This is a genomic window from Niallia sp. 01092 (genome assembly GCF_052318935.1).
Classification (GTDB): Bacteria; Bacillota; Bacilli; order Bacillales; family Cytobacillaceae; genus Niallia.
Window position 1 is genome coordinate 348,302 of the sequence record NZ_JBQRKO010000002.1, and the last position, 25,851, is coordinate 374,152.

The window sequence follows — 25,851 nt, forward strand, 5'->3', positions numbered from 1 at the left end:
GATTATTTTTGTCCTTTTGCCAACCAGGCAGCACCAATTACACCTGCTGCATTTCCAAGTGTTGCCACATCAATAGTCGTCGATTCGACAACACTTTTAAAAGAAAACTTTTGGAAATTTTCTTTTACAGGCGTTAACAAAACGTCTCCTGCCTTTGAAACTCCTCCACCTAATACAATCTTTTCCGGATTAAGTGTATTAGCGATATTAGCTAAAACTAAACCTAAATGAAGTGCAACATATGTAATGACTTCGTCTGCCACTTTATCCCCATTTTTCGTTGCAGCAAACACATCTTTTGCTGTTAGCTTACCATTTTGAGCTAATACATCTCGAAGCTCACTATTGATCGTTTTCTCGGCAAGCTTTTCGTTTGCTAATCTTACAATCCCAGTGGCAGATGCTATCGTTTCTAAACAGCCCGTTTTACCACAATTACAAGGAGCACCGTTTTCTATTTCAGACGTTAAATGGCCGATTTCTCCAGCTGCACCTTTAGTACCTTGAACAATATTGCCATTAATAATTACACCACCGCCAACACCAGTACCTAAAGTAACACAAACTAAATCTTTGCAGCCAGCTCCAGCACCTTTCCACATTTCACCTAACGCAGCACAATTCGCATCATTATCAATAGAAACAGGTAAACCAAGTTCTGTTTCCAACTTTTCCTTTAACGGAAAATTATCTGGCCATCCTAAATTTACGGTATTATAAATAACGCCTGTTTTATAATCAAAAGGACCAGGCGCCCCCATCCCAACACCTAACACATTTGATTTAGAATGATTCCATTTTTGCAAATGTTCTTCAACCGATTTTGCAATATCTTTTGTAATATTTTTTCCTTCATCGGAATTATCAGTCGGAATTTCCCAATTTTCAATAATTTCACCGTTCAAAGTTAAAAAAGCGATTTTGACAGTAGTACCACCTAAATCTACACCAACTACCCAGTTTTCCGTCATGATTTATTCTCCCCTTACTTCTCTCTTTCTTCTTTTAAATGCTGAATTTTTTGATTTATGATAAATATCGCTGACTCTAAGTCTTTTTTTTCAATTAATTGAGATTGATATATTTCTTCCAATTCTGATTTCATTAATTCCAAGTCACCGATTCGATCACCAGTATAAATAATCGTTCCATAGCTTTTTAAATATTGTTGGACATCATAAATACTTTTCATTATTACCCTCTATTTTATTCTATTATTTTATGAACACGGATATTAAATCGCTTTCATTCAAGTATATGATAATTTCCTGTTTTCCTCAAGGGTATTATAAGAAAAGCGCAAACGCCTTGGCAAGACCATTAAAAAAATATTTTTTGGACATGAATAAAGCTTTTCCGCCATATACTATGTAAAGTTTTGTTTGTCCTTTATTAAAACAATCGTGGTGATGAAAATGAAACGAGATTTTATGTTATTAAGTTTTTGTCTTCTTATTATTATTTCTATATTTTATATTTTTCAACAAAAACAAATTGCAAAAGAAAGTATTACTTACTTTCCAATCGACCCAACAGTGTCTTTTCCTATTGCAGAAACATCTATCACTTTAGAAAAGCAAAAAAACGATAATTATAGTATTTTATGGGAAACGACATCTAATTTAAATAAAAGGGCTTATTTAAGACAACATATGAGTTTATTGTATGCAAATGGCAAGCTCGTCAGTACGATGGGGGAATGGAAACAACATACGATGCTATTAACCGAACGAAAGAGCGTTGTAGAAAAAGAAAGCAGACTATTTAAAACCATCTCCTTTCATTATGCAGAAATTCATGATGATAGTGATCGGATTTTCAGTTCGCAAAAAATAACAGATGATTTTTTATATGTAATTAATTCTCGATTTGACAATAAAGCAAAAGCTTTCAAAACTCCTCAATCAAGAGAAGAAAAAGAATGGAAAAAAACATTGGATTCCGAAACAAATCATTATATAACCTACTATTTTAATAAAGGTGTAAAAGAAAATCGATTATTGTTGAATCAATATCCAATTCGTTTACTATTAACTGATCTAAGCAAGTATGATAATCTCCCATTTAAAGGATTTACAAAAGAAAAAACTGCTCAAATAATTGGACAATTAACGGAAGGATTATACAAAAATTATTTCCTGGGAATTAGGAAAAAAGATGGGACAATCGTTGATCCGATAGGCAGCACCATTCCTTCTATATTAATTAATAAAGATCATCTCCTTGTCGAATTCACAACAAAAGATGGAGAATCTGTTATTTTACGACAAAGAATAACTAATCAGTAAATCATTGTCATCCTTAACGATATTTATTAGGGGCATCTTAAAATATCGTTGATTGAAAAAGTTTATTGAAGTTATTTTTTCAACTCTTCAGATTTAGTTATCATGAAGATTAAAGTACAAATTCAACCTACTTTCAGACTGAACGACAAGCTTGTCTTTTTATTTACGAAGCCTGGCTTATATTACCATTTTTAAATAAACCTCATCAGAAGTAGATATTGTGAAAAAGCTGTTTTCTCAAAGTTTGTTGTTTTTCACTTGAAAAATGGGAGAAGAAGTACTCAGCAGACTGAATACACGAAGACTCCTGTGGGAATGCGAGAAAGACGAGACCCCACAGGAGCGAATGCGACGAGGAGGCTCGACGCTCGCCCACGGAAAGCGAAGTGTATTCAGGCTGCGAGTTTAAAGCAACAATCAACCTTCGCAAAAAAGACAGGCGTTTTTCGACAGCCTGAACAAGGTTTTTCAATAACTTGTTGGTCTTGAAAAAACGGTGCTCATCATTTTATCTCGAATCCCAGGCAAATTCATGACAAACTTAATTAAATATTGTCTTATCAAGCTGTTTTTAAGGACCATATTCATGATGCGATATCGTTTTTTAATCAAAACATATCCACCTAATCCAATTAATATAATGGAAAAAAGTCTTGACATTTTTTATCCCTCCCACCAAGTAGTTTGAGAAAATGACATGTTTTTTATCCATTATTTTTTCTTTCGTAATTCCTAGGAAACTGCACGGCTTCTCCTCTTTTTACTTACTATAGACCTTATTCTCTGTGATAATTTTTGAAACAGGCTGATCATGTGGTTCTATAGGAAGCTTTTCCACTATTTGCTTTTGAAAAGCTAATGAAACAGTTATGCCGCTGTATTTTTGCAAATAGCGATCATAATATCCACCGCCAAAACCGATTCGATAGCCGCTTTTTGTATATGCAAGACCAGGCACAATCAGCAAATCCATCTCATGATGATCTGTTGCTTCTGTTATGTGTTCAACCGGTTCATACAAGTTGCTGTACACTTTTTCTAATTGCTCAAATGTCTCGATTTTCCGAAAAATCATTTCTTTCGTTTTCGGTAAACATTTTGGTACACTTACCGTTTTTCCTAGTTGCCAGCAAGTTCGAATAATGGAATATGTATTGACCTCCGGATAATTTGAAATCGTGATGCCAATACTATTTGCTTGTATAAAACTACTATCTTTATATAAATTTTCTGCAATTTGCTGTGACAACTGTTCATGAAAATTTTTATTTATAGTTTGTAATTCCGCTTTTAGCTGTTCTCGTAAGGCCGTTTTCTTCTCTTCCACAAGTATTCCTGGTCATATTAAAGTATAACAATTCATACCAAAACATATTAAATTGACCAGGATTCACCTCCCTTTTGTCGTTTTTTTAATACCAATAAATTTTGCTGAATCTCCAAATTAATTTTAAAGGTTTTATCCCATATCTTTTCAGAATCTGCCCATCTATTGTTGTCATATTAAACTGTTTTCTTTCTGGGTATAAAGCGGTTATAAAACCAACATATTTTTCGCCATTTCTTTTGGTATAACAAACATAATCTCGATGCTTAAAACCTTCTACTTCTTTTGTTTTAGCTTTGCTCTTTCTAAGCATTGGTTTTATAACCCAGTCCTTTATTTCACACTTATGTGGATTGACCTCTAAATTTGTTGTCACAATGGCGTCATTGCTGTGACTCTTTTCAATATTCCAATCAATCCGTCTATTCGCTGTGTCTCCTCCGGTTGTGAGTGTTAAAAGAGCCACTTTTTTTAGTTCTGTCCGCAAATGCTTTTTCCCTTGCATTACATGCATAGCCGCTTTATAATCAATCTTTTTTCCATCAATGAGGGCATAAAATCGTTCGGCATGGTTCATTTCTTCCCCGTTAATCTGGTTATGGCAGGAGCTGCACAAAGTAATGAGATTTAAAATCGAATCCGCGCCTTTTAAACGTCTCGGTGTAATATGATGAACCTCTAACCTGCAATCGTTTTTCCCACAGCTTTGACATGTATACTGATCACGCATGAGGGCAGCGATCCGTAAATGTTCATCTAAACGGTTTGATTTTTGATAGTGCCATCGGTATAGTTTTTTCCCTTCGCTTAATGCACGGATATCGATTTGCACATCCTCTAAATGAATGTGATCCATTCGCACCATTGCGTTAATTTTTTGATGACACGAAGTATGGCTTCTTTCTTTTGTTTAATACTAGGGGGAATTCTTCCTTTTCTTTTCGATGCACAGCGATTATCGAATCGTTTTTTTCGATATTTTTTATGCGATCTTCTGTATTTTCTATGACCTCGCCTTACATCTATTTTGTCTTTGACATCTTGTCTATGCTCGATTGTCCCTTTGAACACGGGCTTGTTTTTAGATGCGTAATCTTGAACCAAAGCAATTCCCGTATACTTAGCTCCATCATCAATGCCTAGTACAATCGGAGTTTTGTCTATTTTTTCAGGCGGAATCTCTTTTAATAATTGAATCACCATTGGAAACTTATTGACTAGTTTCGCTCGATTTTTTCGAATTAAATACCAGCCTTTCTTTTCCTTTGTAGGGCTCAGGGCGCGATCATTTACATCCAATACAAAGCAATAAGAAGTCATCTCTGACCAACATCCAAATAGGGTATTTTCCTTCTTGCTAAAGTCAAAGGGCGGACATGTGTTTTTGGTGTTTCGCTTCCATAACCTAGGTTAGCTTTCTTCCTCAACACTCACAGATCAGGAGACTGAAAGAACATCTCATCGGATACATACCGTCAGGTGTGTTTTTACCGAACCCCTTCAACGTAGTTCAACGTGCTATCTTTCTTTCGAGAGACTACACTCACTTAAGCTGGAAAGCAATCAACCCTCCATGACAAACCAAATGTTACGATTTGTTATGGTTTAATAATAGCTGTTGATAGCTCCCTAATAGCTAGCTATGAATATTAAGAGCCTCTATAGTGCACAAAAAAAACAGAAGGGATATCCCCTCTGCTTATTTTGTTTCGCGATGAGTTGTTGTACGTTTTTCTCTTGAACAATATTTTTTTAGCTCAAGACGATCTGGATTATTTCGTTTATTTTTTTTAGAAATGTAGTTACGATCTCCACATTCTGTGCAAGCTAACGTAATGTTTACACGCATGTTATTTCCCTCCAAACTATTGCTATACTAGTTCGCCAGGCTGTCGACAAACGCTCGCTTTCTTCGTTGTTCTCCTTACTCGGATGCTCATTACCCAACCACGGTAACTCCGCTCCTCACAAGGCTTCACGCCTCGAAAGACAAACGTTTTCGATCAGCCTAAAGTTTCTGCTAAAATTACTTGGTCTACACTATATCTAGTTCGTGCATACGACTTTTATATGATAACACTTTTTGTTAGGAAATGCTAGTATGATTTTTTATTAGTAATTGATTCAAATCCATCAGCTCTTTTTTTTCTGCTCCATGAATGGTCCATGCTTTGCAACTAGCTATTGATTGTGGTTTCATTTCCAAATTTAATGAGAATATACTAACAGAAGCTCCCTTTCCCATCGGTTGATACTTTAAGATTCCATTGGCATTATTGCTCCATATCAACTCTGTATGAACATTCCAAAGTGGCTGCACCGTTTTTTGTTCTATTCTGCTGCCATTACTGGTTTCTCCGTTCACTAAAAATAAATGATTATTTACAGTATGAAAAATAACATTATCTGTTGGCGAAACAAAGGTTAACTGCTCATCAAGAGGTTTCGAATAATAATTTAACATTAAAACTTTCATCTGTTTTGACAAGACTGAATGATTTCTTACAAAAATTTCGTTATATTGAATTTTTGAATGTTTTGGAACATGCTTGATATGGACTGAGATAGCTTGTTCAGGAATTAATTTTTCATATCCATTTTGAATCCAATATGTTTTTCCATCTAGCCAAATGCCAATCGTACCAACCAATCTCCCGCTAATAGACTTTTTTTCCATACTTTGGTAATCTGATTGCAAATAAGCTTCTGTTTTCATCCTTATTCACCTTTTTTTTAGTTATTTTTATTTCAACAAAGAACTTGCCTCCATTAAAGACTATACTACTCGTTTCTAAACATTTTCTTTCATCTTATTTTGAATCAACAGCTCGTCGAATACTCTTTTCGTTTCATCTCCAACGCGATTCCAACTAAATAATTGTTCTACTAGCTTTCTTCCATTGTTTCCGATCTCTTTTGCTTCTCTTTTATTCTCTAACAAAAACTGAATGGCTTCTATAAGATCATTAACATTACCAGGATCTATGAGAATCCCTGTTTTTTTATGGTCGACTATCCCTTTTAATCCCCCCGTATTGGAAACGATGGTTGGTTTTGCAAAGACAAGGGATTCTAATGCAACAATGCCAAATGGTTCATAATGACTTGGAATAACGGCAATTTCAGCTAATTGATAAAAGGCTCTTTTCTTCTCTTCTTGTAAATATCCTGTTAACAATACAGTAGATTGCAAATTATTTTTTTCAATATATTTTTTATATTCATCGTACATAGGACCTACTCCGGCAAGGACAAAAAACACATTCGAATTTTTTTGTCTAAATCTTTTTGCTGCTTCTAATAATGTCCCAAATCCCTTTTCTTTTACAAGCCTGCCAATAGCAAAAACAATTCTTTTTTGCTTATTAATGGAAAACTCATGGATAGTTGATATAGAAATATCTTTTATTGCTTGTGCATTTACCCCATTTGGAATTATCGTTATTTTGTCTCGTTCTGTTTGAAAAATATTCATTACTTCTTCTTTCATAAATTCACTGCAAACAATAATTAAATGAGAGGATGCAATGAGATGTTTTTCTTTATTATGAATAAACCTTTGCATCTCTGTATAAATGCCACCGTTTCTACCATGCTCTGTGGCATGTATCGTGGAAACTAACGGGATATTTAACTCCTTTTGCAGCGAAATAGCTGCTGCTCCTACAAGCCAATCATGGGCATGTATTATATCAAACGGATAAAAGGCTGCAAGCTCCATTCCTTTATTCCACATACTGATGTTTAATCCACCAATCCAATGAATAAAATTTGCTTCCAGACTGTAAATTGGTTTAACTCGATATACGAATAAGCCTTCTCGTTCTTTACAGTCATACGGTTCTGCCTTTATATCCTGAGTTGTTATTAGGTGAACTTCATAATCTTTTTTTATTAAACTTTCACATAATCCTGCAACATGTGTTCCAAGACCGCCAACAACATTTGGCGGATACTCCCAAGATAATAATAACACCTTTTTTTTGCCGTTTTGTTCAACCTTAACTTCACGTTGTGACATTATTTTAAATGAATGATTTAATACAGGGAATTGTTCTTCTCTAGATATTAACATGTTTTCATCATATTGATTATGAAAACTTTCAGAAATTTTCACTGCTGCTTCTATATGATTTTCGATTTTATTCCTATTTTTTTCAAGAACAGGAGATAGTAGTCCTGTAAGAAAAAGCCATTCTTTTTCAAGCGCTTTTATTATTCTAATTGCTTTAGATGGCAGCTGTAACCTTTTCCATTGCTCCAGTTCTTTTTCTATAAAAGAGCTTGCTGCATAATATTTTCCATACCTTTCAATATCAATATCATTTATCTCTTGTAAAAAACTTGCACTTAAATGCACTTTATCGAGATCTTGACTAAATTGTTTTATATACATACTAGGAGAAATGTGGACAACAAATCCTTCGTCCATTAAGTATGTTAACTGTTTATCCAATTCTTTTTTTCGGAAATGATATGCTGTTAATTCCATAACTAGCGAGATGACCGATTGCTGCCGATAATGATTGTATTTATTTGTTAATGCTACCATTTCTTTTTCTACCATTACTTTTTGCTTGTTGTCATTATTTAATAAATCATACAAATTCTCTTGAATTGGAAAAAATATGATATCATGTGGGGATACGACTGCCGTTCCTTCTTCTAAAGGGGCAGGATCACTATAATAAATCGTTTCATTACGAATAAAACTAAACTTTATACCAGCTTTATTTAAATATAAATCTAGTCCTGGAGCATAACGACCTTGCGGAAACCAAAAGCCTTTTGCCTGATATGCAAACAGATTTTGCAAAATAGCTAATCCTGCTTCTATTTGTAGAGTAAATCCTGATTGTGTAGAGATATTTGGCAATGTACTAAACGTTGCGGGACATGCAAGCAAGTCCAATTTATTATTCTTCATTAGCTTTTTTATCGTTTCGTTTAATTGTTTATGATACTTTAGCCAATATTCGTATTCTTCTTTATATTCCTGTTGATTATTTTCTAAAAATTCAGTCATCTCTTCTTGAAAGCTAGTTAGCTCTAAAATTTCATAATACGTTGGGGGCATTGCCAACTGTACCGGATAATTTCCGTTTTGTTGTTCTAAAGCTTGTAAAAAACGAATAAACTGAATGGAAGCTACATATGTTTTGTTTCTGTCTTCTTTACTTATCGAAAAAAATTGAATGAAAGGAATATCAGCATATACAACCGTTTGAAAATAACAATAATTCATTTCTTTTCAACATCCTTTCGTTCTTCCATTTTATAATAACTATAGGTACTAACGTGTTCAATCCAATTTGGCATTATTACTTTTCCTTCTACCCATTTCTCCATTTCTTTAGCTAAATTTCCAACATGTGCTTTTGATGTTCTTGGCAATTGAATAGGATTTGATTGTAAAACTGGCAAAAAGGTTTGATAGTGATCGAATACACCTATTTCAAAGCAATAACTACGATTAGGAGCTAAATCAGATACGACAAAATAATCTGCCCCATTCGTTAATGTTATTTGTTTTGAGGAATGGGCGTTGCTTCCATTGTAAATAATACTAGTTATATCGTTAATTTTTAAAACAACCGTTCGATTGCTACTGTTTATTTCATAATAAGAAGTAAGGATATCCCATTTTCCTTGTGGGATTTTCCAGAAAACAAAAACACTAGTTGCTGATATTGACCACGCTTCCATTCCGTTGTTCCGCATCATCGTATTAATGCTTGTCCTTACCATTGGAGAAATATATAGTTCATTTTGTTCCTCCTTATTTTGTTTGAAGGTCTTTTGCTCTTCAGGATTGTTTTTCATGTATTTATTCCACTGATATTGAATTTTCCCGACTGTCGATTCTAGTTCATTGGCAATTTTACGAAAAGAAAGTCCTTTTTTTCTTAACTTGATGATTTCATCCAGCAATGAAAGTAGCACCCCTTTCCTGTATAGTTTTAGTTAATAACCTTTCACTTTGTTGTTCTAGAATCTTATTTGTTATGTTTTTATTTATACTTTTATGTTATCACTGAATAGCAGATGTCACAATGAACATATTTTGTCGTAACATGCTATCGATATTGTTCATTAGTCTTTTGGAACGAAAAAATTTTTTTCTCCATGTTTTTCCTCTTTTAAAAGGCTTTCATTCGACACAAGAGAACGAAAAATATGCGTGTTAAACGACATTTTTTTGTTTCTACGGCAATTTTCGTAATATACGTTTTTCAAATTACGCACTAATAGAAAACAATTAACTCTGAAACTACTTAACTTGGAAGAAAAACGCACCTTTTAATTACAATATGTAGTGTTTCTATTAACAATCATATGCATGGTTTCTCTTAAATGGTAAAATAAATAGTGAGGCTATACATAACAGCTTAGTATTTCTTAGAGGTGACTATATGTTTATTTTAATGATCTGTTTATTAAGTTTTTCCATTGTCCTTTTTCTATTATCTTTTTTTGCAAAAGACCCCTACAAGACCTTGCAGGATGATTTAGATCAACTCTCCATTCAGCAATATCAAGAACTTTATAAAGTGAAAAAAAAATTAAAATTATTAGAAGAAGAATTATTGATAGATGAAGTAGATTTACATACATCACCAGTACACAGCAGCAAAATAGAGAATCCAAACATCACAAATATTCACGCCATTATTAAAAATCAAGTTTGGTCATTAGCGTCTCAAGATGTACCTATTCATCATATTGCCACGCAATCATCTTTATCCGTTAGTGAAGTGCAAGAGATTATTAAGGAAGGCCAAAAAAGGGGAATGAATGTATGAATAAGTCAAGTCTGCGTGCTTTCGCATTCGGCGTTTTCTTTTCTGTCAGTCTGATTGGCTCTTATTACAGCTACAGCGAAAAAAAGCAGACAGCAGCAAAGCCAACTACAAATGAAGCAGAAAACCTTTTAAAAGAAAAAGGATATACGATCTTAACGGAAACAGAATATGAACAACTGCAAACACAAATAAAACAAGCAAAAGAGTCTAACGAAAAAGACAAACAACCAAATAAGAGTCCAGTTAAAAAAACATCTGATTCTGTTTCGTATGACCTTTATATTGTAAAAGGAATGACCATTACACAAATTGCCGAACAGCTTGCTAACAAAAAAATCATTGATAATGAAAAAGACTTTGAACACTATTTAATAAAAAATAATTATCATACGAAGGTGCAAATTGGTACATTCACCTTAACAAATAACATGAACTACAAAAAAATAGCAGAAGCCATTACAAAATAAGCATATAAAAAACTCTCTTGTTAGGTTGGATACTTAACCAACTACTTAACAAGAGAGTTTTTTATTTTGGCTCTTTTCGTATAGATTATTGTTATTTAACCCGCAGCTGAATACACTTCACTTTCCGGGGACGAGTGCCGAGCCTCCTCGTCGCATATGCTCCTGCGGGGTCTCGTCTTTCTCGCTTTTCTTATTTACCAATCAAAATGCCTACCTTTTACTAAATAAAACACACTTTCGGCAATATTCGTTGTATGATCTGCTGCCCGTTCTAAATAACGACAAACGAAAGTAAGATGAGAAACTTGTTGGACAAACTCAGGTTTTTGTCTGCTTATGTCCATCAGTTCATTGATTGCAACCCCATATAAATGGTCTACTTCATCATCTATTTCTGCAATCTTTATGGCTAGTTTCGTATCTTCTTCATTAAAGGCTTTCAGTGCAAGCTCTAGCATATTACATGTAATTCCCACCATTTTTTCTACATGGGCAACTGGTTTCACTAACTCCTGGCTGCCGATTCTAATGGTTGCTTTTGCAATATTTACTGCAAAATCAGCTATTCTTTCTATATCTGTTGCAATCTTTATTCCGACAATAATTCTTCTTAAATCAATCGCAACAGGCTGCTGTTTCGCAATAAGCAATATTGCAAAATCATTAATTTCTTCATACATCATATCTGCTTTTGAATCATTATCAATGATCTCAAGTGCCAAATCAATATTTTTTGTTTTTAACGCTTCTAATGATTTCTGCAGTGCATTTATGGAAAACTCACCGATTTCAGTTAACTTCATTTGCTGCTCTTTTAACTCTAGCTCAAACTTTTCTCTAACCGGCATACATTTTCTCTCCTTTTATTGTAAACATTATACTTTTATCCAAAACGTCCTGTAATATAGTCTTCAGTACGTTGATCTGTTGGATTAGAGAAAATTTTATCTGTTTGATCAAATTCTACTACTTCTCCATTTAAGAAAAATGCTGTTTTATCGGAAATACGCGCTGCTTGCTGCATATTATGTGTCACGATAATGATGCTGTAACTTTCTTTAATTTCTTGGACTAGTTCTTCTACTTTTAATGTGGAAATTGGATCTAACGCAGAAGTTGGCTCATCCATTAAAATAACATCAGGTTCAATTGCTAAACATCTTGCAATACAAATACGCTGCTGCTGGCCTCCAGATAATCCAAATGCATTTTGATGCAAACGATCTTTCACTTCATCCCAGATTGCTGCGCCTCTTAAACTTTTTTCCACGATTTCATTTAATATTTTTTTATCTCGTATACCATGAATTTTCGGCCCGTAAGCAACATTTTCAAAAATAGACTTTGGAAATGGATTTGGTTTTTGGAATACCATTCCTACTTTTGTACGAAGCTCTTCTACTCCATAGTCTTTATCAAAAATATTACGGCCGCGATAATTTATTTCTCCAGAAGTTTTTACACTTGGAACAAGCTCAATCATTCGATTTAATGTTTTAATATAAGTAGACTTTCCACATCCAGAAGGACCAATAATAGATGTTACTTCATTTTCCATAATATCTAAATCGATATTTTTTAATGCATGTTTTTCTCCATACCATAAATTTAATTGATTCGTTTTATATACAATGCTTTTCTCTGCTGTGTTTGTTGACACTTCTTTTTTTGTCACAGGTTTTTTCGCTAATGTACTATTCATATTAAATCCCCCTTATCCTATTTAAGATTAATAACGTTTCTGAAATTTATTGCGAATTAGAACAGCGATTGAATTCATTATTATTAATAAACCTAATAAAACGATAATTCCTGCTGCTGCTAAATTTTGAAATTCTTCTTGCGGTCTTCCTGTCCAGTTGTATATTTGCATTGGAAGAACAGTAAACATATCAAAAACCGTTTTTGGCAAAAACGCTAAAAATAGCGGCAATCCTAATACAACAAGTGGTGCTGTCTCTCCAATCGCCCGAGAAAGAGCTAAAATCCCTCCTGTTAAAATACCAGGGATTGCTGTAGGCATTACCACTCGTACGATCGTCTGCCATTTCGTTGCACCCATTCCTAAAGAAGCTTCTTTTAATTCATTTGGCACCGCTCTGATCGCTTCTTGTGAAGCAACAATAATAATTGGGAGCACTAATAAACTCATCGTTAATCCTGCTGCTAATACACTCGTTCCTAAAGATAATGCACGAACAAATAAAGTTAAGCCTAATAAACCAAATACAATGGAAGGTACTCCAGCTAGATTAGCAATATTTAATTTAATAAAAGCAGTAAACTTATTTTTACTTGCATATTCTTCTAAATAAATAGCTGTTCCTACTCCAATTAATAAAGAAACAGGAGCAACAACCGCCATTAGCCAAACAGTTCCAAGCAGCGCTGTATATACACCAGCTTGTTCAGGTTTACGTGACGGTAAACTTTGTAAAAACTGTAAATCCAAATAGCCAATTCCTTGAGTCAATACCCGATAAAAAAGGAGCCCTAATATAACCAAGCCAAACATTGTTGCACAAAAGAACAGTGCACGTAATATCACATTTTTTATCAGCCTTGGTTTCATTTTTTCAGTAACTTTTGCATGATCAACTAGTTTCATCAATATTCCTCCCTAAAACGACGAGAGATAAACTGCGCAAGTAAATTCATCACTAATGTAAATAAAAATAAGGTGAATCCAACTGCATAAATACTATAATAAATCGTGGTGCCGTAACCTGCATCACCTTGGCTTACTTGGACAATATACGCAGTCATCGTTTGTATAGATTCTGTAACGTTTAAACTTAAGTTCGGGGTGCTCCCTCCAGCTACAGCAACGATCATTGTTTCCCCAATCGCTCTCGATAACGCTAAAACGATAGATGCAACAATTCCAGAAACTGCTGCAGGCAATACTACTTTTAATGATACTTCAAGTTTTGTAGAGCCTAATCCAAGTGCACCTTCACGCATGGAGTTAGGAACGGAGCTCATTGCATCTTCTGAAAGAGAGGCAATCATTGGTGTAATCATAATTCCGATTACAATCCCTGGGCTTAAGGCATTAAACATTTCAAGGGAAGGCATGATATCTCTTAAAACAGGCGTTACAAATGTTAAGGCAAAAAAACCATAAACAATTGTTGGAATTCCTGCAAGAACTTCTAGTATAGGCTTAATAATACGTCTTGTTTTATCGGATGCGTATTCACTTAAAAAAATGGCAGAGGCTAATCCAAGGGGAACCGCAACAATAGCAGCGATGCCTGTTACCTTTAGTGTTCCTGAGATTAAAGGCATAATCCCAAAAAAGCCTGGATCTGAGAACGGATACCATTTTTTCGCTGTAAGAAATTCCACGAAAGAAACTCGCTCGAAAAAAGTAAAGGTTTCAGCTAGTAATGTAAATAAAATTCCTAGCGTAGTTAAAACAGATAGTATTGCTGTAACTAATAAAACTTTTGGCATCAATTTTTCCAGCACTTGATTTACACTTGCTTTTTTCTTGTTCTCCTCTATCATCTGTTGTACAGAGAATGATTGCTTTGTTGAGTTTTGTACACTCATTATGAAAAATCCCCCTTTATCCACATGCGAAGATGGAAAGCTTAAGTGCAAAGCTTTCCATCAAACTTTTTTTACTTAACAGCTTTAATTAAATCTGCATCTTTTGTATATTCTTCTTCAGGAAGCTTAACGTAGCCAACATCTTCAGACATTTGAGCTGCATTATCGATGATGAAGTTCGCAAAGTCTTTTACTTCTTCTTTTTTCAATGAGTCATTTTTGATATACGTGAATAATGGTCTTGATAACGGTGCATACTCTCCGCTTTCTACTGTTTCATTAGTAGGTTCTACTGGGCCGTTTCCACCATCAATCGGAACTACTTTTAATTTGTCTTTATTTTCAGCATAATAAGCATAGCCAAAGTAGCCGATAGAGTTTTTATCACCTGTAACACCTTGTACTAATACGTTATCGTCTTCTGATAAAGTAGCTTTTTGAGCAACTGGTTTACCTTCTAAAATCACTTCATCAAAATAATCAAATGTTCCAGAATCTGTTCCAGGAGAATAAAGTTTGATTTCTTCTGCTGGCCATCCTTTACGAATATCTGACCATTTTTTTGTTTTTCCATCTTCTATCCAAATTTTCTTTAATTCATCAAGAGTCAAGTGATCTACCCATGTATTATCTTTATTTACAACAACGGATAATCCGTCATAAGCTAATCTTACTTCTGTATAGTCAACACCTTTTTTTTCTAATTCAGCTTTTTCTTCATCTTTAATTGGACGTGATGCATTACTAAAATCTGTTTCTCCAGCGATAAACGCTTTAAAACCGCCACCTGTACCGGAAGAAGCTACAGATACTTTTACATTCGGCTGCTCACTTCCATATTCTTCAACAATAGCTTCCATGATAGGATAAACAGTAGAAGAGCCGTCTATTTTAATTTGACCTTCAAGTTGCTTTGCGTCTCCGTTGTCAGCATTATTTGCGTTGTCGCCTGCTCCACATGCAGTTAGTGTAAGCACTGCTCCTAATAATGCTGTAAAACCTAATCGTTTAAAGCTTTTCATTTCTTTATTCCCCCTAAGGATGGTTGTTTTGTTTACAAATTCTACTATAAGACTTTTGTATTAATTATGTTTTAACGAATTGTAAAGGTTTTGTAAATTCGCTAGAGTTAGTAGACTTCTTAAAAGCTGTTAAAACACTTGCTTTTTACTCTTCTTTAGGCATTACTACGCGATTTAGTCAACTCCATAACCTTATATACGTAGTTATTTTGGACTACTTCCTATTAAAAAAGAGGTAAAACTATTCTTGACTAATAGTTTTACCTCTTTTTAATTGCTTATTCTTCTTTTTTTCCTTTTCCATCACTATCTTGCAGACGTTCCTTTTTTAAATCAAAATACGCATCCAATACTCTTTCGCCAATCTTTTTATTTGCGCCATTATCGACGCTTCCTTGATAAGCCCATGGAACCATAACAGCCATTGCTACTTCCGGATTTTCTGAAGGAGCATAACTAATTAAGCTTAAATTATATACTTCTGGAGGTTCCTTATAATCACTTCGCAACGGACCATCATAAAAAGCTTGTGCAGTTCCTGTTTTTGCTGAAGGCGAATACGATTTTCCACCTAAATAAGTATACGCTGTCCCTTTTTGTGTTTGAGCTACCATTTTAAACCCTTGCTGTACCCTTTTGATCCATTCTGGCTTAGCATCAACCGTATTTAATACTTTCGGTTTAATCGTTTCAACAATCGGCCCAAGCTCGTTTTCATCAGAAACTGGCTCCCTTATTTCTTTAACAATATGCGGTTTCATTCGGCTGCCGCCATTAGCAATCGTAGAAACATATTGAGCAAGCTGCATAGTGGAATACGTATCATATTGTCCTATTGATAAATCGAGTAAAAACCCTGGCAATGTTGTATTGGAGCCTTTAAAGCCAGTTTGTTCATTTGGCAAATCAATCCCTGTCCGAACGCCTAAACCAAACTGTGCATAATAATTTCTCATCGTTGTAAAAGCACTCGGACTAACACTTAATGGTTGATTATATTCATAATTTCCGCCGCCGATTTTTATGGCGGTTCTAAACATATAAACGTTTGACGATCTTTGCAATGCTGTTAAATCATTAATATTCCCCATATAGGTCCATGATTTTTTCAGTGGGGTCCCTGCTATTTTTATGCCTGTATCACTTAAAACAGTGCCAGGTGAAATAGCACCTGTTTTATATCCGGCTAATACTGTAGCACCCTTTACAACAGAACCTACATTATATGTTGTTGTAATATTGCCAAGGGCATCATCTTGCATTTCTGTTTTTCCGGTCTCTTCATTTTTTACTAATCTTTTTCCCGCCATGGATAAAACTTCACCAGTATAGGGGTCCATTAACACAACATAAGCACGATCTAATAGCTTTGTTCCTGCTGATTGTTTTGCCCTTTGTAATTCTTCTGCTATTATTTTTTCTACTTCCAGCTGTAATTCCATATCAGTAGAAAGAACAAGGTCGTTTCCTCTTTTTCCTTCCGCGATGACTTCCGTACTTGTAACATTGCCGCTTTTATCTGTTTGATTGCGAACCTTTTCTTTTTGACCTTTTAATACATTCTCATATTCCATTTCAATATAGCTAGTTCCAACACGGTCATTTCGACTGTATCCTCTAGCTTCATAATAGGCCAGTTTTTCTGCCGGCAAACCTCTTTCGGAAGAACTTACATTTCCTAACACCGATTTTAATGTATCGTTAAACGCATACATTCGATCCCAATCTGTTGTTGTATCAACTCCAGGCAGCATTTCTAAGTTTTCACTGACAATTGCCAGCTCCTTATCAGTTACATCCTTATTTTTAACAATTTGTGGTGTTAACTTGTAGCCGCTTGTAAATTCACGGTAAATAGCGATGACTTCTAGATCATCTTTTGTTAATGTTCGAAGTTCTTTTCCTGTAATTCGTTCTAATTGCAATTTATAAACTTGTTTATTATATTCCTCTTCATCCGGATATTTTTCTTGCAGCTTCTTTTTTTCTGCAGCAGTTACTTTTTCCGCTGCTACCTCTGGATGCAGCATGATCCAATAATCTTGTTTATCCCGCTCTGTTACTTTCTTTGTATCTTTATTAATATACTTTGCCAATTGTTTGGCTGTTTTGATTATTTCTGCTTGTTTGACACCTGTATTCGTATACGTAATCGCATTTTTTGGTGTGTTGTCTACAATTGTTTTTCCAGTAGTATCATAAATTTTCCCTCGAGGCACAGATGTATTTACGGTTATATCTTCTGTTTTTTCCAGCTCCCTCTTATAATCGTCTCCATATACAATTTGCACAAATCCTAACCGGAGTATTAATGCCGAAAACAATAAAAATACTCCAAAGAAAATAATATTAAGGCGAAAAGGCAGCGTTTTCTTTTTTTTCTTATTTCCCAAGTCAAACCACACTTTCTTTTATGCATTCTTCGTCTATTGTAATCGAAAAGATACCATAATTCTATTAATAACCTTTTGGAATATTAACCCATAGAAAACTTCTTCCTTCCATATAGTTGTAGTATGTGCTGCCTTACGAAGACGATTCTTTATTTTAAGAGAGGGAACTTTTACTTTTGGATAAACAGATAAAAAAATGCTCCCCTCCATTTTATAGGAAGGCAGCATTACCACCATTATTTTGTTGTTTCTTTTTTCATTTCAAAATACTTATCCATTACTCTTTTTCCAATTGTCAGATTAGGCGATGGACCATTGGCAGTTGTATACACCCAAGGTACGAGTACCGCCATTGCTACTTCCGGGTTGTCGTACGGTGCGTAAGATACAAGGCTTACGTTCATTACTTGAGGTGGAATTTTACCATAGTTGCTGCGCAATGGCCCATCATAAAACGCTTGTGCTGTTCCCGTTTTCCCAGCAGGCTGATAGGAAGCGCCAGCAAATATTTTCCCGGTTCCCCCTGGCTGCATCACCATACGCAAGCCCCTTTGTACATGGGGTAGCCAGCTAGGCTGTAAATCTAGTTTATTTAACACTTTCGGCTGTATTTCCTGCACCATAGAACCAAGGTCATCTTCCCCTTTAGAAGAATCTCTTATTTCCTTTACCATATGGGGCTGGATACGATAGCCGCCATTGGCAATCGTGGAAATATATTGGGCTAATTGCATATTCGTATACGTATCATATTGCCCAATAGATAAAGCCATCAATTGGTAAGGTGTTTCTTCTGGTCCTCTAAATCCTGCCATTTCATTTGGCAAATCAATTCCTGTTTTTACTCCTAAACCAAATTCACTAAAGGAATTACGTATTTTTGGAAATGCTTGAGGATCAATATCCAAAGGATTATTATACACATAATGTCCTTTACCAATCATAATGGCTGTTTTAGCCATATAAACGTTAGAAGATAGCTGTAAAGCCGTCAAATCATTAATTACACCCATATATTTGTAAGATTTAAAGGGCCGAGAATCTGGTATTTGTATAACCTCATCCTTAATAGGTGTATAAGGACGAATAACCCCTTCTTTATACCCAGTTAACACCATCGCTCCTTTAACAGCAGAGCCAACATTATAAGATGTCGTAATATTGCCTAACGCAAAATCCTGCATCTCTGTATTCCCATTCTCGTCTTTGCCAAGCATTTTGCCAGACATGGTTAAAACTTCTCCCGTTTTTGGCTTCATTAAGACAACAAAGGCTCGATCTAACAAATAGGTTCCAGCATAACTTCGTTTCGTTGCTCTTAATTCTTCTTCAATAATCTTGTCGACTTCCTGCTGCAGCTTCATATCAAGCGTTAAAACAAGGTCTTTACCTGGATCCCCATTCGATATTGTTTTCGAACCAACGATTTCTCCAGTTTTATCTTTAATATATTTCACTTTCTTTTTTTGGCCTTTTAAGATATCTTCGTATTGATTTTCTAAATAACTAAGACCAACTCGATCGTTCATGCTGTATCCTTTTGACAAGTATTGATCTTTTTGTTCAGCAGGAACGCCCCGCTGTGATGTACTGACTTTACCAAGCACCGTTTTTAACGTGTTATCATAAGAATACGTACGATCCCAATCTTTTACAGTATCTACTCCAGGCAATTCGGATAAATGTTCACTTACTCTAGCAAACTCTTCATCTGAAACATCCGTATTTTTCACAATTTGCGGGGTATAATAATATCCGCTATTAAACGCACGGTAAATTGCTAATGTCTCCAGTTCAAATTTTGAAAAGCTGTTTATCTCTTTATTTGTAATTCTTGAGCGCTGCAATTCATTATATGCTTTTTGATATTTTTTCGAATCATCTGCAAATTTCTTATTTAATGCTCCATCTTCTTTTGTGGAAATTTTCTTTTTTGCTTCTTTTTCATGTGTTAATATCCAGTAATCTTTTTTATCTGTTTCGGTTATTTTTTTCAAATCGTCTTTTTTATCCAATTCGATCAGGTTTGCCAACTTTTCGGCGGTTTCCCTCATTTTATCCGCCTTAACTCCCCAATTCGTATACGTGATTGCATTTTTCCCTTGATTGCCGACAATATTATTTCCGTTTCTGTCATACATTTGACCGCGTGGAACTTGTGTACTAATAATAATATCTTCCTTCTTTTCCAACTCGCGCTTATATTCGTCTCCATATACAATTTGTACGAAGCCTAAACGCATAATTAATGCAGAAAACAGAAGAAAAACGGCAAAAAACAACAAATTTAACCGAAGTGGAAATTGACTTTTTTTCTTTTTATTCTTTTCCCCCATAAAATACACCACTCTTTCCTCACTCTGTTTATTTTAAAGGATATTTTTGGTTATTGCTAGAAAAATTATTACATTTATTAAGAATTCTTTACAGAAAACTATCACTCGTTTTTTTCATTAAAGGTGGCGAAGCTCCGAACTCATTTCAGATAAAAAAGCGATGCGACTTAGTCTTTCAACTTAATCGCACCGCTTACCTTAACGAACTGGGTCAAATCGGATTTTTCTAGTATAAAAATAAATAATAGAGTGGCCAGTTCCTAATATAAATAAAATAAATGGAACAATCTGTTCTGTTGGAAAAAAAAGCACCCCTACAAGAAAAATAAGAACAGAAATAAAACGGCCAAAATTCAGAAACAACTCCCTAACAACGATATATTCAATTCTCATTTCTCCAGCATTCCATCCTCTTCCAATTACATCAAATGTTAAGCTAGTATAAGGAACGAGGATCAATGGATAGGCAACGGCGATTACCCCTGCATATATCAATAATTTCGTATAGGAAAAATCAAAGATGATAATAAACATGGATAGAAATAGTAAAATTCCTCCTGTTAAAATCGCTTTGTTTCGTTTATCATTTTTGATTGTTCTCGAAACAATATAATAAGCTAAAAAAGAAATAGCCGAATTAATTAAACCGAATTTCCCTAATGCCATTTCACTTCCTGTTGCAATAAACACAAAAACGGTTATTACAAAAGCAAAAGTGCCTTCTCTTATGCCTTGAAAGAAATGTGCATTTGTAATAAAGCGCCAATTAGGATTGTTTTGCCTTTCTTCTACTATTCGTTTAAATAAAAATTGTCCGCTCGCTGGTCTTCTTTTTAAAAAAAAGCTTAAAACGACCGCAAGTGAAAACAGCCCTAAAGAAATACCGAATACTACCATGTATCCAGATGATTGGGAAAGAGTAGAAATGATATATCCTGCTAAAATCGGACCAATCATACCACCAACAGATGTTAAAATTCCTAAAAAACCATTAAAAAAATCTCTCGTTTCCGGCTCTGTTACTTCAAATGTCAGCACATTAAATGCCAGCCAATAAAATCCATAGCCAATGCCAAGCAAGCTTCCTAATAATAATAAAAAAGAGGAAGCATTATCACCAATAAGGAGCACAGACAAATAAAATAATGCTAAAAAAATAACCCCTATACGTAAAACAATCACTCTGTCTACTTTTTTCGCCCATCTTCCTGCCAAAATAAAAGTTACTAACTGCATAATGATGATTGCCATATTGTACAGCCCTAAATCTTTAAATTCTCCTGACTGCTTCCATAAAAAAACATTTACGAAAGTATTCGAAAGAGCAATGCTTAACGAATATAATCCACCGATAAGCAATAATAAATTTAAATCTTTTGTTAATTCTACATTGCCAAGTAATTTATTTGTTTTCATCATAAAAACTCCCCTTTGTTCTAGGGTAGTTTCTAACAAAAACTTGTTTGTTATTCATCAGAAAAGGCAAAGAAAAAAATGGAGAACCCGCAGTTCAGCAACAAAATAAAAAACACGAGGAAGCTCAGGGTTCCTCGTGTTTTTTATTTTGTTCATTATTATTTCGCTGCTGTGTAACGTTTAGCAACTTCTGCCCAGTTGATCACATTAAAGAAAGCATTAATATAATCTGGACGACGGTTTTGATAATTTAAGTAGTAAGCATGCTCCCAAACGTCTAATCCAAGGATAGGTGTTTTGCCTTCCGTTAGTGGAGAATCTTGGTTCGGTGTACTTGTTACTTCTAATTCTCCATTATTTACAACTAGCCAAGCCCAACCTGAACCGAAACGAGTTGTAGCTGCTTTTGAAAATTCTTCTTTAAAGCTTGCAAAGCTTCCAAATTTGCTGTCGATTGCACTTGCTAAATCACCAGTTGGTTCGCCGCCGCCTTCTGGAGAAATAACTTCCCAGAATAATGTATGGTTAGCGTGTCCACCACCATTGTTTCGAACTGCTGCACGAGCAGCTTCCGGCACTGCATCTAAATTTGCAACGATTTCTTCCACTGTTTTAGAAAGAAGTTCAGTATTTCCTTCTAAAGCATTGTTTAAATTTGTCACATATGTGTTGTGATGTTTTGTATGGTGAATATTCATTGTTTCTTTATCGATATGTGGTTCTAGTGCATCATATGCGTAAGGTAATTGTGGTAATGTAAAAGACATTTTAATATTCCTCCTATGTACTGCGTAATATTTTTTTAATTCCTTCTCTCCTAATAATGGATTACACTATATCTACATTATTAATATAAGAAGTCCTCTGATTAAACAATAGCAAATATTATTTTTTCTTTCAAATAATTTGCTCTGTTTTTAATAAGAAAAGCGGAAGCGCCTTGCACATCGGCGTACGGACTGAAGGGGCTTCGACTGAGATAAAGGAAACACGAAGAGCGTTAGCGATTCGATGTTGACTTATCGTAGGGAGAAGACCTGAAGTACGATAGGCGATAGGCGTTGGAGCTAGACACTTATCTAAATTAAAAATGTTATGCTTTTTTAGTATATAAAATGCCCTATTTTCTTTAATTTCAATCATTCTATTTTTTATTGCCAATCCGCATTGTGATGAACCTCACAAAAAATTATTTTATTAAAGATTTTCATGTAAATAAATAGAAAGTGTTGCCGTTTTTATACAAGTTCGTAAAATTGTCATTAATTGCTTCCACCTTACTATATCAATGGTTGAACACATAATCGAACGACTATGCGTTTTATAAATTGGGAATATCACCCAAATAATGATTGACAAATTTTTTACAATATCTTTTAATCAAAAGGGAAGAACGTTAAGAGGAGTGCTAAGTGTATGTCTGAAATACAATTGTCATTATACAGTTTAATACTTCAAAATTTTTTTGATATAAATAAAATAATCCATGTAAAAAAGGGTAAACTGCTTTTTCAAGAAAAAGATCCTGTTCGCAACATTTATATTTTACTAAACGGTACATTAGCATTAGGAAGAGTCCATGAAAAAGGAAAGGAATTTATTTTAAAAATACTGCATGATGAAGAAGCTCTTTTAGAATATCAATTATTTAAACATTCTCCAAAATATCATTTTTTTTCTAGAACGATAACAGATTGTGAACTATTAACCATTAAACGTGATGAATTTGAAGAATCGGTATTAAAAGACCCTATTTTGCTAACAGCTTTAACGACTTGGTTAAGCACAGGTTATTTAAAAGCAAATATGAAATGTCAAGATCTAATTATGCACGGCAAAAAAGGCGGCCTGTACAGTATCTTAATACGTTTATGTCATTCTTTTGGAAAAAAAACAGAAGAAGGAATTTTAATTGATTTTCCCCTTACTCATCAAGAACTTGCTAATTTAACTTTCGGTACAAGAGAAGTAATGCAAAGGATTTTAAAAGAATTGCGTGAAGCTGATGTTATCTCTTATTCTAATCAAAAGTTTACTATAAAAAATATCGCTTATTTAAAGCAGGCAGTTGATTGTCAACATTGCCCTTCAGATGTATGTGGATTAAATTGAAATCTTCAAGAGCGCTACCTTCAATGGGTAGTGGCAGTGCTCTTGAACATAGTTAAGTAGATGTTCAAAAAGTCACCAAATTAAAGCCTCTAATCTCTTTGTTGAATTGCTTTTCCGCTACTCACGCATCTAACGTTGTGTTGCTCAAAGCAACTCCGCCTCGACATTCTTGCTTCTAATATGCTACTTTTTTGAATACGCACTTTAAAGTACAGTAAATAAAAAATAAATAATCATAATCGTTTGGATAACTGCTTTTGTAATCACACTGCTAAGAAAACCAATTAATGATCCTATTCCAACTTTTATTGCTGTTTTCCAGTTTGTTTTATTCACTGCCAATTCTGCAATCACCGCACCTAAAAACGGGCCAATTAATATGCCCATTACAGGAATAACAAATGGTCCAACAAGCAGTCCTATTGTACTTCCCCAAACCCCCGCTTTTGTACCCCCATATTTTTTTACTCCTATTAAATTAGCTAAATAATCAGCTGCAAACAATAATAGGACAAACATTGTCTGAATGACCCAAAAGAGAATAGAAAAAGGTTTAAAAGACAATAGAAAACCATAACTAAAAAAACCTGCAAGTAGAAAAAGCATACTCGGAACAATTGGATATACTAATCCAACATAAGCTATCAGAAAAAGCACCGTTATAATCGTCCAATAAATATAGTCCACATTCTATCTCCTTTTTTCAATAATTTTTATTATTGCTAATAAAACACCATGTTATTTTATTATAAGGCTCTTTTCGTATAGATTGTTATTATTTAACCCGCAGCCTGAATACACTTCGCTTTCCGCGGGGCGAGCGCCGAGCCGCTTCGTCGTTTCACTCCTGCTTTCTTCTCGCCTGTCTCGCTAATCCCGCAGGAGTCTACTGCTCAGTAATTCTAAAAGGTTTTTCAACTTATTAAAAAGCAACAAACTTTTAGAAAACACTAATATAAAATCTCCCCTTTCAGCAAACAATTATTTTTCTACTAAACGAGTATATCATTATTCCGCCTCACTGACTTTTGTACATGAAACTTGTATCTAATCTAATACGAGGATAGAATAGTAGTGAATATGTAAAAGGGTGTGTCAAAATGAATATTTTTAAGCAGTTTTTTAGAAGCATCTATTCTCCACGAGACATAGCTGGCTTTCGCTATCAGGGAAATGGTAAAACGATACTTTATCTTATCCTTCTCTCCCTGCTGGCATCCATCCCAACCTTATACCATTTAAGTAAAGGAATGAATGAAGGGATAAATTCCTTGTTGGAAGAAGAAGCTCTTTCTTTTTCTATAAAAAATAACGAGCTTCAATCAACTAATAATGAGCCAACAATCATATATAAAGACGATTTAACGATTATTGTTGACTCAACGGGTACATATAATGCCAATAATATTAGTTCTTCAGGTAATACTGTCGCACTACTAAAAAAAGAATTTATTATATCAACAGCTGGGCAAGCACAAGCTGTTGAGTATAGAAACTTCGGGAATGTCAATATAACAAATGAAGAAATTCTTTCTTCTCTGAAATCGTTAAAATCAGCGCTTCCTATCATGCTTAGTGTGTTCGCTATTATTTATTTTCTAGTTATGGCAATTTCTAAAGTGGTTGAAACATTAATCCTAGCGATTTTTGGAAGATTATTTTCGAGAATTTTAGGACGTTCCTTATCATATGCACAAGTTTGGAAAATTACAGCTTATAGCATCACATTGCCTATAATGTTTTTCCTTGTAATGGATAGTTTGCAAACAATTGTACCTAATGGAGCGTTACTAAACTGGTTTGTAGGTCTGTTTATCGTATTTTTATCAATAAAAGAAATTCCGTTAGATAATAAACCTAATGCTGCCTAATAAGAAACTTGCATGAGTTTTTACTTTTCCAAAGGCTCTGTTAAACGATAATGTTGTTTACAGGAAGGGAATCTGCGAGACTTCTGCGGAAAAACGGGCTGGCAGTGAGGTACGAGCGAGGAGGCTTGCCTGTTCGTCCGCGGAAAGGGAGTGAATTCCCTGACCTTTTGAAAATCAACAATGGAATTTAACAGAGTCTTTCCAAAAGGCTGTTTTCGTATAGATTGTTGCTTTTAAACTCGCAGCCCGAATACACTT

At 34.6% G+C, this 25,851-nt stretch carries 25 protein-coding genes; 5 read left to right on the top strand and 20 right to left on the bottom strand.

The features are described from left to right. Positions 1 to 2 precede the first annotated feature (2 nt). Both ACTXGU_RS03670 and ACTXGU_RS03675 read right to left on the bottom strand, forming a co-directional pair. A complete protein-coding gene (locus ACTXGU_RS03670; protein ID WP_443480134.1) occupies positions 3 to 971 on the bottom strand; it encodes an ROK family glucokinase in 969 nt (322 codons plus the stop codon). A gap of 14 nt (positions 972 to 985) precedes the next feature. After that, a complete protein-coding gene (locus ACTXGU_RS03675) occupies positions 986 to 1,192 on the bottom strand; it encodes a YqgQ family protein (protein ID WP_443480135.1) in 207 nt (68 codons plus the stop codon). 223 nt (positions 1,193 to 1,415) lie between these two features. On the opposite strand from ACTXGU_RS03675, the gene ACTXGU_RS03680 reads away from it, so the two are divergent. Continuing rightward, positions 1,416 to 2,288 carry a hypothetical protein gene (locus ACTXGU_RS03680; RefSeq protein WP_443480136.1) on the top strand — a complete coding sequence of 291 codons (873 nt, stop codon included), beginning with the start codon at positions 1,416 to 1,418 and terminating at the stop codon, positions 2,286 to 2,288. 468 nt (positions 2,289 to 2,756) lie between these two features. Here the strand turns inward: ACTXGU_RS03680 and ACTXGU_RS03685 are convergent, their stop codons facing one another. The 8 genes from ACTXGU_RS03685 to ACTXGU_RS03720 form a co-directional block, all read right to left on the bottom strand. Further along, on the bottom strand, positions 2,757 to 2,948 hold the full coding sequence (locus tag ACTXGU_RS03685; protein WP_443480137.1) for a hypothetical protein: 192 nt from the start codon (positions 2,946 to 2,948) through the stop codon (positions 2,757 to 2,759). Positions 2,949 to 3,048: 100 nt separating this feature from the next. Then, positions 3,049 to 3,615, bottom strand: a complete 567-nt coding sequence (locus ACTXGU_RS03690; protein WP_443480138.1) for a 5-formyltetrahydrofolate cyclo-ligase — start codon at positions 3,613 to 3,615, stop codon at positions 3,049 to 3,051. Between the two features lie 85 nt (positions 3,616 to 3,700). After that, positions 3,701 to 4,471 (bottom strand): HNH endonuclease, encoded by a 771-nt coding sequence (locus tag ACTXGU_RS03695; RefSeq protein WP_443480139.1) that lies wholly within the window; start codon positions 4,469 to 4,471, stop codon positions 3,701 to 3,703. Further along, entirely contained in the window at positions 4,453 to 4,935 is a 483-nt protein-coding gene (locus tag ACTXGU_RS03700; RefSeq protein WP_443480140.1) for an RRXRR domain-containing protein, read from the bottom strand. Before ACTXGU_RS03700 ends, ACTXGU_RS03695 begins: the two co-directional genes overlap by 19 nt. A 379-nt stretch (positions 4,936 to 5,314) precedes the next feature. Next, positions 5,315 to 5,464 (bottom strand): 50S ribosomal protein L33, encoded by a 150-nt coding sequence (gene rpmG / locus ACTXGU_RS03705; RefSeq protein WP_101175018.1) that lies wholly within the window; start codon positions 5,462 to 5,464, stop codon positions 5,315 to 5,317. Positions 5,465 to 5,701: 237 nt separating this feature from the next. Further along, the gene (locus tag ACTXGU_RS03710; protein ID WP_443480141.1) at positions 5,702 to 6,331 is read right to left on the bottom strand and encodes a hypothetical protein; all 630 of its coding nucleotides are present in this window, start codon (positions 6,329 to 6,331) and stop codon (positions 5,702 to 5,704) included. A 75-nt stretch (positions 6,332 to 6,406) separates the two neighbouring features. After that, positions 6,407 to 8,860, bottom strand: a complete 2,454-nt coding sequence (locus tag ACTXGU_RS03715; RefSeq protein ID WP_443480142.1) for a glycosyltransferase — start codon at positions 8,858 to 8,860, stop codon at positions 6,407 to 6,409. After that, entirely contained in the window at positions 8,857 to 9,546 is a 690-nt protein-coding gene (locus tag ACTXGU_RS03720; protein ID WP_443480143.1) for a DUF4912 domain-containing protein, read from the bottom strand. Before ACTXGU_RS03720 ends, ACTXGU_RS03715 begins: the two co-directional genes overlap by 4 nt. 482 nt (positions 9,547 to 10,028) lie before the next feature. Between ACTXGU_RS03720 and ACTXGU_RS03725 the strand changes: the two genes are divergently transcribed. Continuing rightward, entirely contained in the window at positions 10,029 to 10,418 is a 390-nt protein-coding gene (locus tag ACTXGU_RS03725) for a hypothetical protein (RefSeq protein ID WP_443480144.1), read from the top strand. Further along, positions 10,415 to 10,885, top strand: a complete 471-nt coding sequence (locus ACTXGU_RS03730; RefSeq protein ID WP_443480145.1) for an endolytic transglycosylase MltG — start codon at positions 10,415 to 10,417, stop codon at positions 10,883 to 10,885. The genes ACTXGU_RS03725 and ACTXGU_RS03730 overlap by 4 nt, the downstream gene beginning before the upstream one ends. A gap of 194 nt (positions 10,886 to 11,079) precedes the next feature. On the opposite strand, the gene phoU is transcribed toward ACTXGU_RS03730, so the two are convergent. From phoU to ACTXGU_RS03775, 9 genes are all read right to left on the bottom strand, one after another. Then, positions 11,080 to 11,733 carry a phosphate signaling complex protein PhoU gene (gene phoU / locus ACTXGU_RS03735; RefSeq protein ID WP_443480146.1) on the bottom strand — a complete coding sequence of 218 codons (654 nt, stop codon included), beginning with the start codon at positions 11,731 to 11,733 and terminating at the stop codon, positions 11,080 to 11,082. A gap of 35 nt (positions 11,734 to 11,768) precedes the next feature. Continuing rightward, positions 11,769 to 12,587, bottom strand: a complete 819-nt coding sequence (gene pstB / locus ACTXGU_RS03740; protein ID WP_443480147.1) for a phosphate ABC transporter ATP-binding protein PstB — start codon at positions 12,585 to 12,587, stop codon at positions 11,769 to 11,771. Between the two features lie 27 nt (positions 12,588 to 12,614). Then, positions 12,615 to 13,493 carry a phosphate ABC transporter permease PstA gene (gene pstA, locus ACTXGU_RS03745; protein ID WP_443480148.1) on the bottom strand — a complete coding sequence of 293 codons (879 nt, stop codon included), beginning with the start codon at positions 13,491 to 13,493 and terminating at the stop codon, positions 12,615 to 12,617. After that, positions 13,493 to 14,443: a phosphate ABC transporter permease subunit PstC gene (pstC, locus tag ACTXGU_RS03750; protein WP_443480149.1), complete on the bottom strand. Its 951-nt coding sequence runs from the start codon at positions 14,441 to 14,443 to the stop codon at positions 13,493 to 13,495. Before pstC ends, pstA begins: the two co-directional genes overlap by 1 nt. Positions 14,444 to 14,514: 71 nt before the next feature. After that, positions 14,515 to 15,465, bottom strand: a complete 951-nt coding sequence (locus ACTXGU_RS03755; protein ID WP_443480150.1) for a phosphate ABC transporter substrate-binding protein PstS family protein — start codon at positions 15,463 to 15,465, stop codon at positions 14,515 to 14,517. 278 nt (positions 15,466 to 15,743) lie between these two features. Then, positions 15,744 to 17,858 (bottom strand): peptidoglycan D,D-transpeptidase FtsI family protein, encoded by a 2,115-nt coding sequence (locus ACTXGU_RS03760; protein ID WP_443480151.1) that lies wholly within the window; start codon positions 17,856 to 17,858, stop codon positions 15,744 to 15,746. A gap of 236 nt (positions 17,859 to 18,094) precedes the next feature. After that, the gene (locus ACTXGU_RS03765; protein ID WP_443480152.1) at positions 18,095 to 20,194 is read right to left on the bottom strand and encodes a peptidoglycan D,D-transpeptidase FtsI family protein; all 2,100 of its coding nucleotides are present in this window, start codon (positions 20,192 to 20,194) and stop codon (positions 18,095 to 18,097) included. A 198-nt stretch (positions 20,195 to 20,392) separates the two neighbouring features. Continuing rightward, entirely contained in the window at positions 20,393 to 21,613 is a 1,221-nt protein-coding gene (locus ACTXGU_RS03770; protein WP_443480153.1) for an MFS transporter, read from the bottom strand. Between the two features lie 155 nt (positions 21,614 to 21,768). Further along, on the bottom strand, positions 21,769 to 22,377 hold the full coding sequence (locus tag ACTXGU_RS03775; protein WP_443480154.1) for a superoxide dismutase: 609 nt from the start codon (positions 22,375 to 22,377) through the stop codon (positions 21,769 to 21,771). Positions 22,378 to 23,026: 649 nt separating this feature from the next. Between ACTXGU_RS03775 and ACTXGU_RS03780 the strand changes: the two genes are divergently transcribed. Then, a complete protein-coding gene (locus ACTXGU_RS03780; protein ID WP_443480155.1) occupies positions 23,027 to 23,722 on the top strand; it encodes a Crp/Fnr family transcriptional regulator in 696 nt (231 codons plus the stop codon). A gap of 204 nt (positions 23,723 to 23,926) precedes the next feature. Here ACTXGU_RS03780 and ACTXGU_RS03785 read toward each other — a convergent pair whose 3' ends face one another. After that, on the bottom strand, positions 23,927 to 24,409 hold the full coding sequence (locus tag ACTXGU_RS03785) for a DUF456 domain-containing protein (protein WP_443480156.1): 483 nt from the start codon (positions 24,407 to 24,409) through the stop codon (positions 23,927 to 23,929). A gap of 413 nt (positions 24,410 to 24,822) precedes the next feature. Between ACTXGU_RS03785 and ACTXGU_RS03790 the strand changes: the two genes are divergently transcribed. Continuing rightward, the gene (locus ACTXGU_RS03790; RefSeq protein WP_443480157.1) at positions 24,823 to 25,593 is read left to right on the top strand and encodes a DUF1189 domain-containing protein; all 771 of its coding nucleotides are present in this window, start codon (positions 24,823 to 24,825) and stop codon (positions 25,591 to 25,593) included. Positions 25,594 to 25,851: the final 258 nt, after the last annotated feature.

Excerpts from the sequence above, each read along its gene's own strand:
- ACTXGU_RS03670 (WP_443480134.1), bottom strand. The coding sequence starts at position 971 with ATGACGGAAAACTGGGTAGTTGGTGTAGATTTAGGTGGTACTACTGTC.
- ACTXGU_RS03675 (WP_443480135.1), bottom strand. The coding sequence starts at position 1,192 with ATGAAAAGTATTTATGATGTCCAACAATATTTAAAAAGCTATGGAACG.
- ACTXGU_RS03680 (WP_443480136.1), top strand. The coding sequence starts at position 1,416 with ATGAAACGAGATTTTATGTTATTAAGTTTTTGTCTTCTTATTATTATT.
- ACTXGU_RS03685 (WP_443480137.1), bottom strand. The coding sequence starts at position 2,948 with ATGTCAAGACTTTTTTCCATTATATTAATTGGATTAGGTGGATATGTT.
- ACTXGU_RS03695 (WP_443480139.1), bottom strand. The coding sequence starts at position 4,471 with ATGGATCACATTCATTTAGAGGATGTGCAAATCGATATCCGTGCATTA.
- ACTXGU_RS03700 (WP_443480140.1), bottom strand. The coding sequence starts at position 4,935 with ATGACTTCTTATTGCTTTGTATTGGATGTAAATGATCGCGCCCTGAGC.
- rpmG (WP_101175018.1), bottom strand. The coding sequence starts at position 5,464 with ATGCGTGTAAACATTACGTTAGCTTGCACAGAATGTGGAGATCGTAAC.
- ACTXGU_RS03710 (WP_443480141.1), bottom strand. The coding sequence starts at position 6,331 with ATGAAAACAGAAGCTTATTTGCAATCAGATTACCAAAGTATGGAAAAA.
- ACTXGU_RS03715 (WP_443480142.1), bottom strand. The coding sequence starts at position 8,860 with ATGAATTATTGTTATTTTCAAACGGTTGTATATGCTGATATTCCTTTC.
- ACTXGU_RS03725 (WP_443480144.1), top strand. The coding sequence starts at position 10,029 with ATGTTTATTTTAATGATCTGTTTATTAAGTTTTTCCATTGTCCTTTTT.
- ACTXGU_RS03730 (WP_443480145.1), top strand. The coding sequence starts at position 10,415 with ATGAATAAGTCAAGTCTGCGTGCTTTCGCATTCGGCGTTTTCTTTTCT.
- phoU (WP_443480146.1), bottom strand. The coding sequence starts at position 11,733 with ATGCCGGTTAGAGAAAAGTTTGAGCTAGAGTTAAAAGAGCAGCAAATG.
- pstB (WP_443480147.1), bottom strand. The coding sequence starts at position 12,587 with ATGAATAGTACATTAGCGAAAAAACCTGTGACAAAAAAAGAAGTGTCA.
- pstA (WP_443480148.1), bottom strand. The coding sequence starts at position 13,493 with ATGAAACTAGTTGATCATGCAAAAGTTACTGAAAAAATGAAACCAAGG.
- pstC (WP_443480149.1), bottom strand. The coding sequence starts at position 14,443 with ATGAGTGTACAAAACTCAACAAAGCAATCATTCTCTGTACAACAGATG.
- ACTXGU_RS03755 (WP_443480150.1), bottom strand. The coding sequence starts at position 15,465 with ATGAAAAGCTTTAAACGATTAGGTTTTACAGCATTATTAGGAGCAGTG.
- ACTXGU_RS03765 (WP_443480152.1), bottom strand. The coding sequence starts at position 20,194 with ATGGGGGAAAAGAATAAAAAGAAAAAAAGTCAATTTCCACTTCGGTTA.
- ACTXGU_RS03770 (WP_443480153.1), bottom strand. The coding sequence starts at position 21,613 with ATGATGAAAACAAATAAATTACTTGGCAATGTAGAATTAACAAAAGAT.
- ACTXGU_RS03775 (WP_443480154.1), bottom strand. The coding sequence starts at position 22,377 with ATGTCTTTTACATTACCACAATTACCTTACGCATATGATGCACTAGAA.
- ACTXGU_RS03780 (WP_443480155.1), top strand. The coding sequence starts at position 23,027 with ATGTCTGAAATACAATTGTCATTATACAGTTTAATACTTCAAAATTTT.
- ACTXGU_RS03790 (WP_443480157.1), top strand. The coding sequence starts at position 24,823 with ATGAATATTTTTAAGCAGTTTTTTAGAAGCATCTATTCTCCACGAGAC.